General features: G+C 64.9%; 12 protein-coding genes, 1 tRNA gene and 1 pseudogene. 5 read left to right on the forward strand and 9 right to left on the reverse strand.

The genetic code is table 11. From position 1 onward, the window contains the following. Positions 1 to 9 precede the first annotated feature (9 nt). Positions 10 to 2,673 (forward strand): bifunctional acetate--CoA ligase family protein/GNAT family N-acetyltransferase, encoded by a 2,664-nt coding sequence (locus CAP2UW1_RS12185; RefSeq protein ID WP_015766917.1) that lies wholly within the window; start codon positions 10 to 12, stop codon positions 2,671 to 2,673. Positions 2,674 to 2,689: 16 nt separating this feature from the next. On the opposite strand, the gene CAP2UW1_RS12190 is transcribed toward CAP2UW1_RS12185, so the two are convergent. Next, positions 2,690 to 3,106: a hypothetical protein gene (locus CAP2UW1_RS12190; RefSeq protein WP_015766918.1), complete on the reverse strand. Its 417-nt coding sequence runs from the start codon at positions 3,104 to 3,106 to the stop codon at positions 2,690 to 2,692. A 348-nt stretch (positions 3,107 to 3,454) separates the two neighbouring features. On the opposite strand from CAP2UW1_RS12190, the gene CAP2UW1_RS12195 reads away from it, so the two are divergent. Next, positions 3,455 to 4,447, forward strand: a complete 993-nt coding sequence (locus CAP2UW1_RS12195; protein ID WP_015766919.1) for an Rpn family recombination-promoting nuclease/putative transposase — start codon at positions 3,455 to 3,457, stop codon at positions 4,445 to 4,447. 215 nt (positions 4,448 to 4,662) lie between these two features. On the opposite strand, the gene CAP2UW1_RS12200 is transcribed toward CAP2UW1_RS12195, so the two are convergent. Further along, positions 4,663 to 4,734, reverse strand: a tRNA-Arg gene (locus CAP2UW1_RS12200). Between the two features lie 356 nt (positions 4,735 to 5,090). On the opposite strand from CAP2UW1_RS12200, the gene CAP2UW1_RS12205 reads away from it, so the two are divergent. Continuing rightward, positions 5,091 to 7,007, forward strand: a complete 1,917-nt coding sequence (locus CAP2UW1_RS12205; RefSeq protein ID WP_015766920.1) for an ATP-binding cassette domain-containing protein — start codon at positions 5,091 to 5,093, stop codon at positions 7,005 to 7,007. Positions 7,008 to 7,095: 88 nt separating this feature from the next. Here the strand turns inward: CAP2UW1_RS12205 and CAP2UW1_RS12210 are convergent, their stop codons facing one another. Then, on the reverse strand, positions 7,096 to 8,271 hold the full coding sequence (locus tag CAP2UW1_RS12210) for a benzoate/H(+) symporter BenE family transporter (RefSeq protein ID WP_015766921.1): 1,176 nt from the start codon (positions 8,269 to 8,271) through the stop codon (positions 7,096 to 7,098). Between the two features lie 65 nt (positions 8,272 to 8,336). Continuing rightward, a complete protein-coding gene (locus tag CAP2UW1_RS12215) occupies positions 8,337 to 9,203 on the reverse strand; it encodes a patatin-like phospholipase family protein (protein WP_015766922.1) in 867 nt (288 codons plus the stop codon). 775 nt (positions 9,204 to 9,978) lie between these two features. On the opposite strand from CAP2UW1_RS12215, the gene CAP2UW1_RS12220 reads away from it, so the two are divergent. Both CAP2UW1_RS12220 and CAP2UW1_RS12225 read left to right on the forward strand, forming a co-directional pair. Further along, positions 9,979 to 11,259 (forward strand): PEP-CTERM sorting domain-containing protein, encoded by a 1,281-nt coding sequence (locus tag CAP2UW1_RS12220; protein WP_015766923.1) that lies wholly within the window; start codon positions 9,979 to 9,981, stop codon positions 11,257 to 11,259. Positions 11,260 to 11,437: 178 nt separating this feature from the next. Continuing rightward, positions 11,438 to 12,820, forward strand: coding sequence for an NYN domain-containing protein (locus CAP2UW1_RS12225; protein WP_015766924.1), 1,383 nt, complete (start codon positions 11,438 to 11,440; stop codon positions 12,818 to 12,820). Between the two features lie 103 nt (positions 12,821 to 12,923). Here CAP2UW1_RS12225 and panD read toward each other — a convergent pair whose 3' ends face one another. The 5 genes and pseudogenes from panD to CAP2UW1_RS26115 form a co-directional block, all read right to left on the reverse strand. Next, positions 12,924 to 13,307: an aspartate 1-decarboxylase gene (panD, locus tag CAP2UW1_RS12230; protein WP_015766925.1), complete on the reverse strand. Its 384-nt coding sequence runs from the start codon at positions 13,305 to 13,307 to the stop codon at positions 12,924 to 12,926. 57 nt (positions 13,308 to 13,364) lie between these two features. Continuing rightward, positions 13,365 to 14,210: a pantoate--beta-alanine ligase gene (panC, locus tag CAP2UW1_RS12235; RefSeq protein ID WP_015766926.1), complete on the reverse strand. Its 846-nt coding sequence runs from the start codon at positions 14,208 to 14,210 to the stop codon at positions 13,365 to 13,367. A 10-nt stretch (positions 14,211 to 14,220) separates the two neighbouring features. Next, positions 14,221 to 15,033 carry a 3-methyl-2-oxobutanoate hydroxymethyltransferase gene (gene panB / locus CAP2UW1_RS12240; RefSeq protein WP_015766927.1) on the reverse strand — a complete coding sequence of 271 codons (813 nt, stop codon included), beginning with the start codon at positions 15,031 to 15,033 and terminating at the stop codon, positions 14,221 to 14,223. Positions 15,034 to 15,066: 33 nt separating this feature from the next. Next, positions 15,067 to 15,474 (reverse strand): CZB domain-containing protein, encoded by a 408-nt coding sequence (locus tag CAP2UW1_RS26110; protein WP_412566872.1) that lies wholly within the window; start codon positions 15,472 to 15,474, stop codon positions 15,067 to 15,069. 45 nt (positions 15,475 to 15,519) lie between these two features. Further along, a pseudogene (locus CAP2UW1_RS26115) lies at positions 15,520 to 16,188 on the reverse strand (methyl-accepting chemotaxis protein); the annotation flags it as partial. Between the last annotated feature and the right edge of the window lie 305 nt (positions 16,189 to 16,493).

Here is a 16,493-nt window from a genome sequence, read left to right on the forward strand (position 1 = left end):
GAGGCAAGCATGACTGTCCGCAATCTCGAGTTCCTCTTTCGTCCCGAATCGGTAGCCGTGGTTGCCGAGCCCGACGAGGCGGGCCGCTACGCCGAAGTGGTATTGGCCAATCTGGCCGCCGGCGGCTTCTCCGGCCCGGTGATTTCGGTCAGCGCCAGGAAGCGATCGCTGTTCTGGATCGGCGCCGACGTGCGCATCGACGATATGGCGGTGGTGCCCGACCTGGCGATCGTCTGCGCCGCGCTGGACAAGGTCCCGTCGATCATCGAGCAACTCGGCGCGCGTGGCACGCGGGCGGTGATCGTCGGGCCCTGGCTGTGGCACCGGATGAGCAGCAGCCAGATCCTGGCCGCCCGCAAGGCCATCCTCGAGGCGGCGCGGCCCTACCTGATGCGCGTTCTCGGGCCTGGCAGCGGCGGTATCGTCGTTCCCGCCAGAGGCCTCAATGCCAGTGCGGCCCCGGTGTCGATCACGCCGGGCAAGATCGCGCTGGTCAGCCAGTCGACCGCCGTCACGGCCGCGATTCTCGATCGCGCTTCCAGCAAGGGAATCGGTTTTTCGAGCGTTCTGCACCTGGGAGCGAGCATCGATATCGATCTCGCCGACGCACTTGACTGGCTGGCCGGCGATCCCGACACCAAGTCGATCCTCGTCCAGTTCGATTCGCTGCCGCCGGGGCGGAAGTTCATGTCAGCGGCGCGCGCCGCCGCGCGCAACAAGCCGGTCGTCTCGATTCGTGGCCGGCGCGTGGACACACGCAGCATGCCCGGCGCACCGTTCAGCGTCGACGAGGTGTACGAGGCCGCGCTGCGTCGCGCCGGCTGGGTTCACATCGACAACCTGGGCGATCTGTTCGAGGCCGCCGAAGCGATGGCGCGGGTGCGGCCGATGCGCGGCGAGCGCCTGACCATTCTGGCGAATGGCCACGGCCTCGGCTGGATTGCCGGGGACGCGCTGCAGCGCTCCGGTGGCCAGTTGGGCGCCCTGTCCAAGGGCACGGTCAAGCATCTCGGCGAACTGCTGCAGACGCGTTCGACGCTCGGTAATCCGATGGCCTTGCCGCCGGACATCACCCCGGCGAACTGGGCGGCAGCGCTTGCCGCGGTACTCGCGGACGACGACACGGACGCCGTGCTGACGGTCTGCTCGCCGTCCCCGTTCGCGCCGAGCGTCGAGGTTGCCACGGCAATCTGCGAGGTGTCGCAGGCCAGCGAGCGCAACGTGTTCACGTGCTGGGTAGGCGGTCGCACGATGCTCGAGGCGCAACAGATCGCTGCCGCCAGCGGCGTCTTGAGCCATGATTCACCGGAAAAGGCGATCGCGGTTTTTCTCGGGGTGTTGAACTACCGGCGCAATCGCGACTTGCTGATGCAGATGCCGCCCTCGTTGGCGGAGGACTTTTCTCCCGACATTGCCGCCGCACGTGCCGCGATCGGCGAGGCCGTCGATGCCGGGAGCGACGTTCCCAGCGCAGAGCAGGCGCGTCGCGTACTGCGCGCTTATGGTATTGCCGTTGCCGATCATTCTCTGGCGAGCAGTGTCGAGGCGGCAATAGGCACCGCGGAACGTATCGGCTACCCGGTCGACATCGGCCTCGTGCTGGCCAATACGGCGGAGTGTGAACAGGTCGCCGCGGGACTCCGCTCGCCGGCCGAGATCCAACTTGCCGTTCGCGGCCTGCGCAATAGCGCGCGCCTGCAGCAACCGCGGAAACGCGTCACCGCCTATCGGCTGCGCCCAAGCGGCGCACGCAGCGGCACGCCGGCGCTGCGTCTCGGTGTCGCCGAGGATTCGCTGTTCGGGCCGCTGATCTTCCTCGGTCCGGCTGCCGGCGCTGGTGCCCGCCGGAGCCGTTTCGTCGTCGCCCTGCCGCCGCTCAACCTGACCTTGGCCCAGGACCTGGTCGCGCGCAGCGGCTTCGCCGCGGAAGCGCCCGAGGGCGAGCGCGCCGCGCTGGAGGCGGCGGTGAGCCAGACACTGGTGCGCCTGTCGCAATTGCTCACCGACATCGACGCGGTGGTCGGCGCAGAACTCGATCCCCTCTTTGTCGAGACCTCGGGGGTGGTGGCGCTCGACGTGCGGCTTCGCATCAGCAGGGGAAAACGCCTGCTCGGCCTGCGACGCTTCGCGATTCGCCCGTATCCGAAGGAACTCGAGCAACCGTTGACCTGGGAGGGTCGTCAGTTGCTGGTCCGGCCGATTCGCCCGGAAGACGAGACCCGTCTCGGCGAACTGTTGAACTCGCTTGCTCCCGAGGATTCACGGATGCGATTTTTCGACTCGATCAGGAATCTGCCGCGTGCGCGCCTGGCCCGCTTCACGCAGATCGACTACGATCGCGAGATGGCGCTGGTCGCCGTCGAGCGGGGCAGCGATGGCGTCGAAGTCGTGCTCGGCGAGGTACGCGCCGTCGCCGATCCCGACAGCGTCGTCGCCGACTTTGCGCTCGTCGTTGCTTCGGCAATCAAGGGCAGGGGACTCGGGCGACTCCTGCTGCAGAGCATCGTCGCCTACTGCCGCAGCCGCGGCATCGGCGAATTGCGCGGCGAAACGCTCGATGGCAACCTGCGCATGCAGCGACTGGCCCGCGGCCTCGGCTTCGCGATGACGACAGGTGCCGACCGCGGCACGATTGACTTGCGCCTGCCGCTCGGCAAACAGCCGCAGGGGTGACACGTCGGCGAACCGTCTAGCGGGCGAGGGCGCGGATGTGCGTCGCCACCGCCAACAACTGCTCCCTGTCCATGCGCACGATGAATTTGCGGCTGACCGAACTGATCAGCTTTACCGCCCCGGACATGCCCAGACGGGCTGACTGTTCGGCGACAAAGCCGACCTGGGCCAGCCGGAGTGGCCGCAGGAAGTAATAGTCCATCCCCGCCCCGGTAAGTTCAGCCACCAGGTTGGCGAGAGCGGCGCCATGTCCGGCGTCGTCGGGACTCTCCTCGAGAGCAGCCAGGACGGCATCGGTTCTCGCTCGCAGGTCCAGCGAATGGTGGAAGCGCAGATAGGGCTCGCTGCCGGCGGCCGCTGCGGCGGCCTTGCTTCCCTGGCTTGCGGGCGCTTTCGCCCTGGGAGTTGATGCGGGTTTTGCTGTGGTGGCCATGATTTCCGATCGGTTTTGAGCTGCGCTGGCGACGGATCGCGTCTTGCCGCGAGCAAGCGAGAGCCGACCTTCGGTGTCAGTATAACCAGGGTCATGACGTCCCGGAGCCTTTCAGGAGCACGCTGCGTCTTGTGTGCTGACGGATGCGACTGCCGCGATCCCTCCAGTCACCCAAGCAGCGTCCTTGAGCGGAGCGGCTTGCGGGTTTGCGAGGGCAGGATCTGGCGGCGACAGCCGTTGCTCGAGATTATCCGTCCCATGAAACCGCCGATCATCGATCGGAGGTGGGCCCACGGAGCCGACCTGATGTCGTGACCATCTCCATGCTTGTCCTGCTACGATTCGCCTATGGCAAACACTCACGACACGGGCTACAAACTCCTTTTCTCCACGCCGGAACTGGTGCGCGACCTGATTCTCGGCTTCGTGCCGGACGACTGGCTACACGGGCTCGATTACAGCACCCTGGAGAGGGTGCCGGGCAGCTACGTCACCGAAGACTTCACCAACCGCGCTGACGACATCGTCTGGCGGGTCAAGGTGGGCGGGGAGTGGGTGTATCTGTACCTGCTGATCGAATTCCAGAGCAGCGTCGACAAGTACATGGCACTGCGCATGATGGTCTATGGGGGGCTGCTCTATCAGGACCTGATCAAGCGCGGTGAGGTCCTGGCCGACGGCCGCTTGCCGCCGGTCCTCCCCATCGTCCTCTACAACGGTAGCCAGCGCTGGTCAGCGGTCACCGACGTCTTTGAGTTGATCCCGCCAGTTCCGGGCTTGGTCGAGCAGTTCAAGCCGCGGCTGAAGTATCTCTTGATCGACGAGAACGCCTGGAGCGACAGCGAATTGGCCTCGCTCAAGAACCTGGTGGCAGCCGTCTTCCGGATCGAACACCCGGCGTCGCCGGCTGCCATCGGCGACTTGCTGAGCCTGCTCGACGAGTGGCTGGCCGAGCGGCCCGACCTGCGCCGGATGTTCGCTCTCTGGATCCGGGCGACATTGATGCGCAAGGCCGAATACCGTATCGTGTTACCTCGGATTGACGATCTACAGGAGCTGAATGTCATGTTGGCTGAACGACTCGAAGAATGGGCACAGGCCTACAAGGCGGAGGGGAAAGCCGAGGGCAAGGCCGAGGGGAAAGCGGAGGGGAAAGCCGAGGGGAAAGCCGAGGGTGAAGCGCTGGCGCTGCAAAAGCTGCTGAAGAAGCGTTTTGGTGCCGTCCCTCCGGATGTTCTGGCGCAGATTTCCAGGGCTTCCCTCGAGCAAATCGATGCGTGGCTGGATCAGGTGCTTGATGCCGGTAGTCTGGACAGCATCTTCGGAACAAGCACGCGCTGAAGCCCTACACCTTCCCCCGCCCAATCGCCAGGTCATCGCGGGGGCACGCATCTCCGCGAATCCTGTCCCCAGGAATGTAGCGAACTCCCGTGACAGTCTGGCGGCGTAGCTACACTCGAACGCCCGGCTTGCCGCACCGCGCCCACCGATTGCCCGGGGTGTCACCGCCGCACGTTTGGCGGGACTTCTACGAAGTCCGGCAGACTCACGGAACGTCCCCTCGACAGGAATCGAACCTGTATCCCACGCTTAGGAGGCGTGTGCACTATCCATTGTGCTACGAGGAGCAGGGGCCGTATTGTAGCCGTTGACTGTCGCCAGCGGGAAACTCGGACACAAATTCGGGCACTTGACTGCGGGCGGCGACGCGCCCGGGCGACCACCGGCGGGCCGGTCGGGCGGGGCGATGGCGGCACTGTCGGCGTGGCCGGACCCTGAGGTGGGGGATGGGGTGTGCGCGCGCTGAAACAGGGGCAGCCACCCGATGTGGCGCGATCCCGCTGTAGTTCAGGGCTTCCCGAACGGTCTCCGCAGAGTAGAATCGCGCGCAGTCGCCGCCAGCCGGCTGCCGCGAGCACTTGCTCATGGCGTCGGCGGTGATTTCGCTTCAGTATCACCCACCCACAGGACAACGTAAGCACTCATGCCCTACCTGACTCTCTCCGATGCCTCGCTTGCCTTCGGCCACGTGCCGCTCCTCGATCATGCCGATTTCCAGCTCGACCCGGGTGAGCGGGTCGCTCTGATCGGTCGCAACGGTACGGGCAAGTCCTCGCTGCTGAGCGCCCTGGCGGGCACGGGTGGCCTCGACGACGGCAAGGTCTGGCAACAGCCGGGATTGCGCGTGGGCTATGTCCCCCAGGAACCGCCCTTCGCCGCCGAGTTGACGGTTTTCCAGGCGGTCGTCGCCGGCATGGGCGAGCTGTCGGCGTTGCTCGCCGATTACCACGCGGTTTCGCACGCGCTTGCTGACGCGCAGGCCGACCAGGCCAGCCTGCTCGAACGGATGCAGTCCCTGCAGGGTGAACTCGAGTCGCGCAATGCCTGGTCGTTCGAGGCGCAGGCCGAGCGTGTCATCCAGCGTTTCTCGCTCGACGCCGACGCGCTGGTCGGGACGCTGTCCGGCGGCCAGAAGAAGCGCCTGGCCCTGGCGCAGGCACTGGCGGTGTCGCCGGATCTGTTGCTGCTCGACGAGCCGACCAACCACCTGGACATCGCCGCTATCGAATGGCTCGAGGAGATGCTTGTGGCTTCCGGCGTGACGTTGGTGTTCATCACCCACGACCGCCGGTTCCTCGAACGCGTGGCGACGCGCATCGTCGAACTCGACCGCGGCCGACTGCTTTCGTGTCCGGGCAGCTTCAGCGAGTACCAGGCGCGCAAGGAGGCGATGCTGCACGACGAGGCGATCAACAACGCCAGGTTCGACAAGTTTCTCGCGCAGGAAGAGGTGTGGATCCGACAGGGAATCAAGGCGCGTCGGACGCGCAACGAGGGCCGCGTGCTGCGCCTCGAACAGTTGCGCCGCGAACGTGCGGCGCGGCGGGAGCGCCAGGGAAGGGTCGAGATGGCGCTCGACGCCGGTGTGCGCAGCGGCAAGCTCGTGGCGGCGCTCGAAAACGTCAGCAAGAGCTTCGGCGACAAGACGGTGGTGCGCGACTTTTCGTGTCGCCTGCAGCGTGGCGACAAGATCGGCGTCATCGGTCCCAATGGTGCCGGCAAGACGACGCTGCTGCGCTTGATCCTCGGCGAGTTGCAGCCCGACAAGGGGACGGTGCACCTCGGGACGAAGGTGGAGGTGGCTTATTTCGACCAGTTTCGCAGCAAGCTCGATGAGGAGTCGACGCTGATCGACGTCATTTCGCCGGGGTCGGATTTTGTCGAGATCGGCAACCAGCGCAAACACGTGATCAGCTACCTGGGCGATTTCCTCTTTGCGCCCCAGCGTGCGCGTTCGCTGGTCAGCTCGCTGTCCGGCGGCGAACGCAACCGCCTGCTGCTGGCCCGCCTGTTCGCGCGGCCGGCGAACGTTCTGGTGCTCGACGAGCCGACCAACGACCTCGATATCGAAACGCTCGAATTGCTCGAGGAGTTGTTGCAGGAGTACCCCGGTACCCTGTTTCTGGTCAGCCACGATCGCGCATTCATCGACAATGTGGTCACCCAGACGATTGCCTCCGAGGGCGACGGGTCGTGGCGTGAATATGCCGGAGGCTATCAGGACTGGGCCGACTACCAGGCCGCTCGGCGCGGGAACGAGATACCGCCGGCGGGCGCGGGTAAACGCGGCGATCTGCGCCCGGCCGACGTCGCGAAACCGGCGCGGCCGAAGGCGGCCGTTGCCGGCAAGCTGTCGTGGAAGGAAGCGCGCGAACTCGCCGAGCTGCCAGAGCGCATCGCGGCCCTCGAGACGGAGCAGAAGGCGATTGGCGAGCGTCTGGCCGATCCGGCGCTGTACCAGTCGCAAGGGCAGGAGGCGCAACGCCTGTCGGCACGCCTCGGCGAAATCGATGAGCAGCTACTCGGCTTGCTCGAACGCTGGGAGGCGCTCGAGGGCTGAGGCGGCGGAGGTGCGAGGCGGGGGGGGTTAGCAGGCTGTTGGGATAGGGGTTTCGCGGATTCCCGGATTTCACTGCGTTGCATCCGGGCTACGGTCGCGCCGGCGGTCTGGTCCGCAGGATGGCAAGCGCCGACACGCCGACTAGCAGGCCCCAGAAGGCGGAGCCGATGCCGGCGAGCGCAATTCCCGACGCGGTGACAAGGAAAGTCAGTAGCGCTGGTTCGCGTTCGCTCTCGTTGCCCAGCGCCGCCGCCAGACCGCTGCCGATCGTGCCGAGGAGGGCCAGGCCGGCAATCGCCAGGATAAGTTCCTTGGGGAAAGCCAGGAAGAGCGAGCCGACGGTCGCCCCGAACAGCCCGATCAGCAGGTAGAACGCACCGGCGGCCATGGCGGCGACGTAGCGCCTGGCGGGGTCTTCATGCGCTTCGCGGCCCATGCAGATCGCCGCAGTGATCGCCGCCAGGTTGAGGGCAAAGCCGCCGAAGGGAGCCAGGAGGAGGTTGGCCGCACCGGTCCAGCCGATCAGCGGCGAGATCGGCACCTGGTAGCCGGAAGCGCGGATCACGGCGACGCCGGGAACGTTCTGCGAGGCCATGGTGACCACATACAAGGGCAGGGCGACACCGACCAGCGCCTGCCACGAGAACTCCGGCACCGTGAATACCGGCGTCGCCAGCTCGAGACGGACGTCGTCGACGCGCAGCAGCCCCTGCGTCGCCGCCAGGACGATGCCGAGCAGCAGGGTGACGACGATGGCGTAGCGCGGCAGCAGCCGGCGGCAGATCAGATAGGCGCAGAACATGGGAAAGACCAGGGCGAACTGGCTTCGCATGGCCGCAAAGGCGTCGAGTCCGAAGCGCAGGAGAACGCCGGCGAGCATGCCCGAGGCGATGGAGATCGGAATCCGGCCGATCATTCGTTCGAACCAGCCGCTGAACCCCGACAGCGTGATCAACGCCGCCGAGACGAGGAAGGCGCCGACGGCCTCGCCCATCGACACGCCGGCCGCGCTGGTGATCAGCATTGCCGCACCGGGCGTGGACCAGGCCGTCAGGACCGGCACGCGGAAGCGCATTGACAACACGATACTGGTCAGGCCCATGCCCACCCCCAGGGCACACATCCACGAGGCGATCTCGGCAGCGCTCGCGTGCAGCGTTTGGGCGGCCTGGAAGACGATCACCGCCGAGCTGGTGAAGCCGACGAGCACGGCGACGAAGCCAGCAATCACGGCCGAAGCGGAGAACTCCTTGAGCAGTCGCATCGTTCTTGTCGTGGTCTCTTGCAGCGGGCACCTGGCGGGCGCCCAGGGGAGTCAGTCGAACGGTTTCAGGTCCGGCCCGCCTTGCGCAGTGCTTCGCGAATCTGCGGCAAGGCGGCCTGGGCGGCCTTCTCGCCCTCGAGGATGGCGTCGTGACGGGCCTGGAAATCGGTCGAGCCGACGCTGCCGACCTGCGGGCGAATCACCACGTCGGCTTCCTTGAGTTCGTAGCGAGCCAGGCTCTGGCCCATGATCGTGAACGTCTGCATCAGGATGTCGAGCGTGCTGCGTACCGGCTGGTTGCCGGGCCGCGCCGAGATGTCGACGGCGATGATCACATCGCCACCCATCTGGCGCGCCGCGCGAACCGGAATCAGGCTGCTCAGGCCGCCGTCGACGTATTCGCGTCCGCTCACCTTGACCGGCTGGAAGACGCCCGGTACCGTCGCTGAAGCGCGCACCGCGATGCCGGTGTTGCCGGTACGGAAGACGATACTCTCGCCGCTGTGCAGATCGGTGGCGACCGCGCCAAACGGTTTCTTCAGGGACTCGAGCGGCCGCTGGCCGACGGCATCGTTGACGAACTGCTGCAGCGACTCGCCCTTGAGGACACCGCGATCGGGCAGCGACCAGTCGCTGATCTTCGATTCATCGAGCCGGTGCGCCAGCTTCTGCAGCTCGAAACCGTTGTTGCCGGCCGCGTAAAGGGCGCCGACCACCGCCCCGGCGCTGGTGCCGGTGATGATGTCGGGAAAGATTCCCTGACTTTCCAGCGCCTTGATCACGCCGACGTGCGCAAAGCCGCGCGCCGCGCCGCCGCCGAGCGCCAGTGCCAGCTTGACGGGTTTGGCCACCGGCGGCGGCGTGGGGGTGCCGGCACAACCGCCCAGGGCAGCGATGGCGAGCGTGGCAGCAAACAGCAAGTAACGACGCATGGGCATCCGTTCTACAGGTATCGGTTTTCGCGAGTGGAAAATCCCGGCGTGGTGCGCTGGGCAGGCCGCCGACGTCCGCTAGCGCTGTTGCCACGATGGCGAGCGAGTTGAAGCGAGTGGCAATGGTACGACTAATTTCGGTTCGAAGTCGGCGATCAGCCCGGCGCGGCGTCCTGCTCGGAGGAGCCGGGCCCACCCCCTTCCGGGGGCATGCCGCGCTGACCAAGGCTGCACCCCCGATTTCGAACCCCGACGTGTCGACGATTTTTACATCCGCCTGCGCTGCCATAACGGGCTTGGCGGGCACCTACCCCTCGCCGCCGCCAAAACGGCCGGGACAAGTATGAGGTGACGGCACGCGTGGGCACGAATCCTTGCTACAGGTGGGATTCAGCCCAGAGGGACCAGTCAACGCGCACCCATGGATGTCGACGAATTTTACACGTTTGCTCGCGAATCGCCATCCAGACCTCGGCGACTCGCTCAGGAGGTGTAAACCACTTTTTAAATACGGCTATAGCAAAATAGTTCTGCTAGGGGCATGGCTTATGCTTGTCGTTCGGTGGGAAAACCATCGCCCTCAACGAGTGGATCTGGACAGCACGATTGGTTCGGTCGTTTTCGGCGCCGTTCGATTTGCGCATTCTGGGGAGGAGTCATGAACGAATTCTGGTGACTGGAACACTTCTCACTTGGTCTGTCGGGCCTCGAGTAATCGAAGCTACCACTGGTTGGAAAATCAGATACTTTTCAAGGAAATGCAAGGGAACTGATCATGAACACGAAGAAGAGCATCACGAAGCTGGCATTGGCCGTTACCCTGGTGTGTGCCGCTTTCGGTACAAGCAGCGCCCAGGCGGCAACGGACGCCGAGATCGTTACCGCCATCGACAAGAGTCTTGCGTACCTGCACGCCCAACAACAAGCGGGCGGCAACTGGAGCTATTGGGGTGGTACCTATGACGATGCCGCCACCGGTGCCGCCGCGTATGCGATGCTCACCCAGAAAAGCCACTGGGGAAGCAACGCGGCGGCCTATCAGGCCGATGTGGACAAGGCCATCAGGTTTCTTCTCAACAACGCCCTTGGGGCGACCGTCAGCACCAGAAACGATGCCGTAAACATCTGCCCCGGCGGTGGTAGCTGCGCCGCGGCCTACTGGTACGGCAACGGCGAAAGCAGCTATACCACCGGACTGATCGCGCCGGCGATTGCCCTCTACGCGGCGGGAAATCCGGCGGGTGTATCGAGCGCCACCAGCGGGCCTTTGGTGGGCAAGACCTGGGGCGATATTGCACAGAGCATCAACAACACATGGGCGGCAAGCCAGAGTACCGCCAACCAGGGTGCCTTGATAGGCGGCTGGCGTTATGGCCTCAACGACGGCTACGACTCAGATATGTCGACGACGCAATGGGGGATCATTTCCCTGGCCTATGACAAGACCCTGGGGGCAAGTCAGCCCGCCATTCTCAACACCGATCTCGCCAAATGGCTTGCTTTTGCTCAAGATCCGACATCGGGTGCAGGGTGCTACCAGGGACCTGGTAGTGGCCTTTGCGATCACGCCGACACCGGCGGCCTTCTGGTCGGCCTGGGCCTGATCGGAAAACCCGTCAGCGATGGCGCTGTCCAGAAGGCACTGAGTTTTGTAAACAGCAACTGGCGAGACGCCGGCAGCGGCTGGTACGGCAACTTCGGGCACCCCTATGCCATGTGGTCGATCTACAAGGGTCTTGAAACGAACATCGGGCTCACTGACACAGCAACCATTACGAATCTTCGGCCCGGCGACTGTGGCGGCGATAGGGGCACGGATTGCAACTGGTGGCAGGACTATAACGAATGGTTGGTCAGTAATCAGAGGACTGATGGAAGCTGGGCTGGCGCTGATTATTGGACCGATCCGCTGGCGACTGCCTTCTATCTGCCCATCCTGGGTGGCACCGTGATTCCCGATGGTGGCGACACGCCCGAACCCGGTACGCTGGCGCTATTGGCCGGCGCTCTGCTCGGCATGAGGTCGCTGCGGAGGAAGGGCAACACCCGGAGCTGATAGATCGTCTGCCGCAGGCGCCAAGGGCGGGGAGACCCGCCCTTGTCTATCGTGCGTATCGATTGCGGAGCTTGGTTGGCTTTTCGGTATTCTGGAGGCGGTCCCGCAGGCTCTGCCCCCGGACGGGCGCTCCTCGGTGTATCCTCCGGTTCTCGCAGACTATGGGAGAGCACGAATCATGGCCGTAGCGCCGGAAACCGCCATCATGGCTTTGTATTGTGACTTCGAGAACGTGGCACTTGGCGTACGCGACGCGAAGTACGACAAGTTCGACATCAAGCCGGTCCTCGAACGTCTGCTGCTCAAAGGCAGTATCGTTGTCAAGAAGGCCTACTGTGACTGGGAGCGCTACAAGGGCTTCAAGTCGACCATGCACGAAGCGAGTTTCGAGCTGATCGAAATTCCGCACCTGCGTCAATCGGGCAAGAACTCGGCCGACATCCGGCTCGTCGTCGATGCGCTGGACCTGTGCTACACCAAGTCGCATGTCGATACCTTCGTGATCATCAGCGGCGACTCGGACTTTTCACCGCTGGTCTCGAAGCTGCGCGAGAACGCCAAGTACGTGATCGGCGTCGGCGTCAAACAGTCCACTTCCGATCTGTTGATCGGCAACTGCGACGAATTCATCTTCTACGACGATCTGGTGCGCGAGAGCCAGCGGGCGGCGCGGCGTGATTCCCGAGAGGCTCAAGCCGTGGTCAGGCGCTCGCCGGAAGAGGATGCGCAGCGCAAGGCCGAGTTGGAAGCGCGGCGGAGCAAGGCGATCGAACTGGCTGTGGCCACTTTTGATGCGCTCGTCGCCGAGCGCGGCGACAGCAGCAAGATCTGGGCGTCGATGCTCAAGGAAGCGATCAAGCGGCGCAAGCCCGATTTCAGCGAGTCGTATTACGGCTTCCGCGCGTTCGGCAACCTGCTCGAGGAAGCGCAGGCACGCGGCCTGCTGGAGATCGGTCGGGACGAGAAGTCGGGCACTTATGTGTTCCGCAGCAACGGCATCGCGGCGCGGGCGGAGTTGCCCGTCGAGATGGCGGCCGAGCCGACACCGGGCACCGGCGCCGAGCTGCACAGCGAAGGGATTCCCGGCGAGGTGACGGCGGCTGAACCGGCCGATACGCGCCGGAAAGGGCAGGGCCGGCGCAAGGCAGGGGAGAAGGTGGGCCGACGTTCCCGCGGCGAGGCCAGAGAAGTCAAGGAAGAAGCCGGAGCAGCCGAATCCGGCGAGCCGGCCCGCGAAGCCACGCCGTTCGGCGACGGCGAGTCGGCACCCTTGCCCGACCGGCCTGAGTCCGTCGAGGAGCGTGGACCAGCAGAGGCACCGATGCCGACAGCGGGCTTCGCGTTCGTGGAGGACAGGTCGCTGGTGGTCACCGATTCAGGACCGGCGAGCACCAGCGAACTGGCGCCGCCGCCAGAGACGGCAACCGAAATCGAGGACAGGCCTGTCACCAACGCTGGAGCCGAGGCCGAGGCGGAAGCGGAGGCCAGCAAACCTGCCAAGAAACCGGCGAGTCGCAGTCGCCGCCCACGCAAGCCCAAGGAAGCGCCGGAAAGCGCCTAGCGGGCAAACCGACGCTGCGCGAGCAGCCGGCCGCCAGGGGTGTGAAAGCAAAAAAGCCGCGACTCGCATCGCGGCTTTTCCATGGTTGCGGCAGAACCCGCCTTCAGGCAGCGGCCTGCGCCGGGATCTTGCCGGCGGTGCGGACAATGCGGTTCTGGGTGTCGACGTAGATGAGCTGCGGCGCATATTTCGCCAGTTCGACTTCGTTGTACGCGGCAAAGCTGGCGATGATCAGGATGTCACCCGGCGCGGCGCGTCGTGCGGCCGAACCATTCACCGAAATGACTCCGGATCCTCGCTCGGCGCGCAGGGCGTAGGTCGTGAAGCGCTCACCGTTATTGACGTTCCAGATGTCGATCTGTTCGTATTCACGGATGTTTGCCGCCTCGAGAAGGTCCTCGTCGATCGCGCATGACCCTTCATAGTGAAGCTCGGCATGCGTGGCGCTTACGCGGTGCAGCTTCGACTTCAGCATTGTTCTCTGCATGGAATCACCAGTTCGGAGTGGGGGGGGAAGCGCATTGTAGCGACTAATGGCCGCCTGTCAACGACCTCCGGGGCCGGCGATTTCGACGTTGTCGATCAGCCGTGCGGCGCCCAGCCGACTGGCAGCGAGGACGACCAGCGGGCCGTCTTCGCCGTGTTGCGGGCACTGCAGATCGGACTGCCGGCGCACCGCCACGTAGTCCGTTTTCCAGCCGTTGCGGTCGAGTTCGGCGGTGGCGTCCCGTTCGAGGCGCAGGAAATCGCGTTCGCCGTAACGTACTGCTTCGCTGATGCGGCCGAGCAGGCGATAGAGGCGCGGCGCCTCGGCGCGCTCGGCTGCCGACAGGTAGACGTTGCGCGAGGAGAGCGCCAGGCCGTCGTCGGCACGCACCGTCTCGCCGCCGACGATGTCGATCGGCAAGGCGAGTTGCCGCGTCATGTTGCGCAGAACCATCAACTGCTGGTAGTCCTTCTTGCCGAACAGCGCTACCTGCGGCTGCACGATATTGAACAGCTTGAGGACCACCGTGGCGACGCCACGGAAATGACCGGGACGGAACTCGCCATCGAGTTGATTCTGGATTTCGGGCGGGTCGACGTGATATTGCTGCGGCTCTGGATAGAGATCGGTCTCCGCGGGTGCAAACAGCAGGTCGACGCCGGCCGCGGTGAGTTTGTCGCAGTCGGCCACGAAGGTGCGTGGATAGCGGTCGAAGTCGTCGTTCGGCCCGAATTGAAGGCGGTTCACGAAAATCGTGGCGACGACTGTGTCGCCGTGCGTGCGCGCATCCGTCATCAGGGCGATGTGGCCCGCGTGCAGGTTGCCCATCGTCGGCACCACGGCGACACGACCACGATGTTTCAGCGCTGCGCGCAGTTCGGCAATCGACGAATGGATCTGCATGGCTATTCAGTCAGTAACAGTTTTCCGGACCGGGGAAGCTGCCGTCCTTGACGGCATTGACGTAGGCGGCGATGGCGCCGGCGATGGACGTCTGCCCGGCCATGAAGTTCCTGACGAAGCGTGCCTTCTTGCCGGCGGAAACGTCCAGCATGTCGTGCAGGACCAGCACCTGTCCGGAGCACTCCCGACTGGCGCCGATGCCGATGGTAGGGATGGTCAGCCGGCCGGTCACTTCAGCAGCCAGCGCCTGCGGGATGGCCTCGAGGACGATCAGCCCGGCACCCGCCTCCTGTTGAGCCAGCGCATCGGCGATCAAACGGGCGGCGCCGGAATCGTCCCGCCCCTGGACGCGGTAGCCACCAAGCTGGTGAACCGATTGCGGGGTCAGCCCGACGTGCGCGCATACCGGGATGCCTCGGGCGGTCAGAAAGCGTGTCGTTTCCGCCAATTCGACACCGCCTTCGATCTTGACCATCTGCGCGCCAGCAGCCATCAGCGTGACGGCGTTGCGCAGCGCACGCTGCGGGCTCTCCTGGAAGCTGCCGAAAGGCATGTCGGCGATCACCAGCGGGCGCCGGCTGCCGCGCGCGACGCTGGCCGTGTGGTAGGCGATGTCGGACAGGGTCACCGGCAGCGTCGAGTCATGGCCTTGCAGGACCATGCCGAGCGAGTCGCCGATCAACAAGGCGTCGACACCGACCGCATCGCAGACCACCGCGAAGCTGGCGTCGTAGCAGGTGAGGACCGCGATCTTCTCGCCATTGACGCGCATCCGGGCGAGATCGAGCTGCGTCAGCCGGCGCGTCGCAACGTGGGTGGACATGGGTTTGCTCTCCGGGTTTGAGATAGTGGCGCGTCAGCGTGCGCGGACAAGCGAGTCGGGTCTGGCGTCGCCGTCACAAGCCATCCGTTCGAGGTTCTGCAGAACCAGCATGCTGGCAGCTTCCATCTGCTCGATCGCATCGACGCCGGCAGAAAGATCGCCGGCATGCAATGCCTCGACAGCGGCACGGCCCTGCCGATGAACGTCGATGTGAGGCTTCTCCAGCCCTCGATAGCCATCAAGCTGCGAGAAGCAGGTCTTGCCCTCGCCCTCATAATACCATTTGCCCAGACGGCAGCCGGTGTGCGTGGCGAGGTCGTCGGCACGCTTGTCGGACGTGTTGAGGAAAACCTGATAGATGTCGAACTTGAATAGCAGATGATCGATCTTGGCCAACTCGACAAGACTGCGCAGCGCAGCCAGACCGATGGTCTGCTCCATTTTCTGGGCGAGCGCGGTGATCCCGCCGATCGTCGATGAAGCCTGCCGGCCCTGCTCGCTGAACGAGTCCGACTGCTCGGCAAGGTTGCCGATACTGCTCTGGGCGGAGGCAGTTTCACCCTGGATGGTGGTCACCAGTTGCGAAATGTCACTGGTCGCGTGCGTGGTGCGGTCGGCAAGTTTGCGAACCTCATCGGCGACCACGGCAAAGCCGCGGCCGGCCTCGCCTGCGCGAGCAGCTTCTATCGCGGCGTTGAGCGCCAGCAGGTTGGTCTGGTCGGCGATTTCCTTGATCAGATGCACGATGCCGCCGATCTTCTGGGTGCTGCCCTGCAGGCCAAGGATCTTGCCCAGAGCGTCGCGCGAGTCTTCGGCGAGCCGGTTCAACTCGCTGCTGATTGCCTGTACCAACTCGCGACTGCTGGAGGCCAGGCCGGCCGCGGCCACCGTTTCCTGCTGCTCGTCACGCAGTCGGTGGGCGAGAGCGGCGAGGGTCTGCTGCGACTCGGCCAGCGATTGTCGATACGAGCGGAACGAAGCAAACAGCCGTTGCCGATCACGATCGTGGCCTAGCGCCGCAGCCGTCACCTGATCGCCTTGGGCGAGTCGGGAGTGCATCGTCGAAAGCTGGTCACGCAGACCGGCGTTCTCGGCGGCAAGCTCGTCGACGCGTTGTTGCAGGCTGCGGATCTTCTCCCCACTCCCGAAAATCATCCAATTCTCCCTTTGTTTGACCGAGCCGACCGGTGTCGCGGGGAGCGAACCGTCAGCGAAGTCGGACGGCGCCAAGGATACACAGAGCAGCGCCAAGATGTTCAAGTTTGCGCGCCTCCAGCAAAAAAATGCGACTCGCCGCACCCCGGACGAAGGCGACGAGGCGACTGCCCGAGCGGTACCGAGCAAGGCGGCGCGTCAGGCGGTGCGTCAGACGGCATCGCCCGCATGGACCTGTGGTCCCGGCGTGAAACATCCGGTAACAAGCGGTTACCGACCAATCTGTCCGTGCTGCGTTAAGAGGG

Origin of the sequence: Candidatus Accumulibacter phosphatis, assembly GCF_000024165.1 — a bacterium.
In the GTDB taxonomy this organism is placed as follows: domain Bacteria; phylum Pseudomonadota; class Gammaproteobacteria; order Burkholderiales; family Rhodocyclaceae; genus Accumulibacter; species Accumulibacter phosphatis.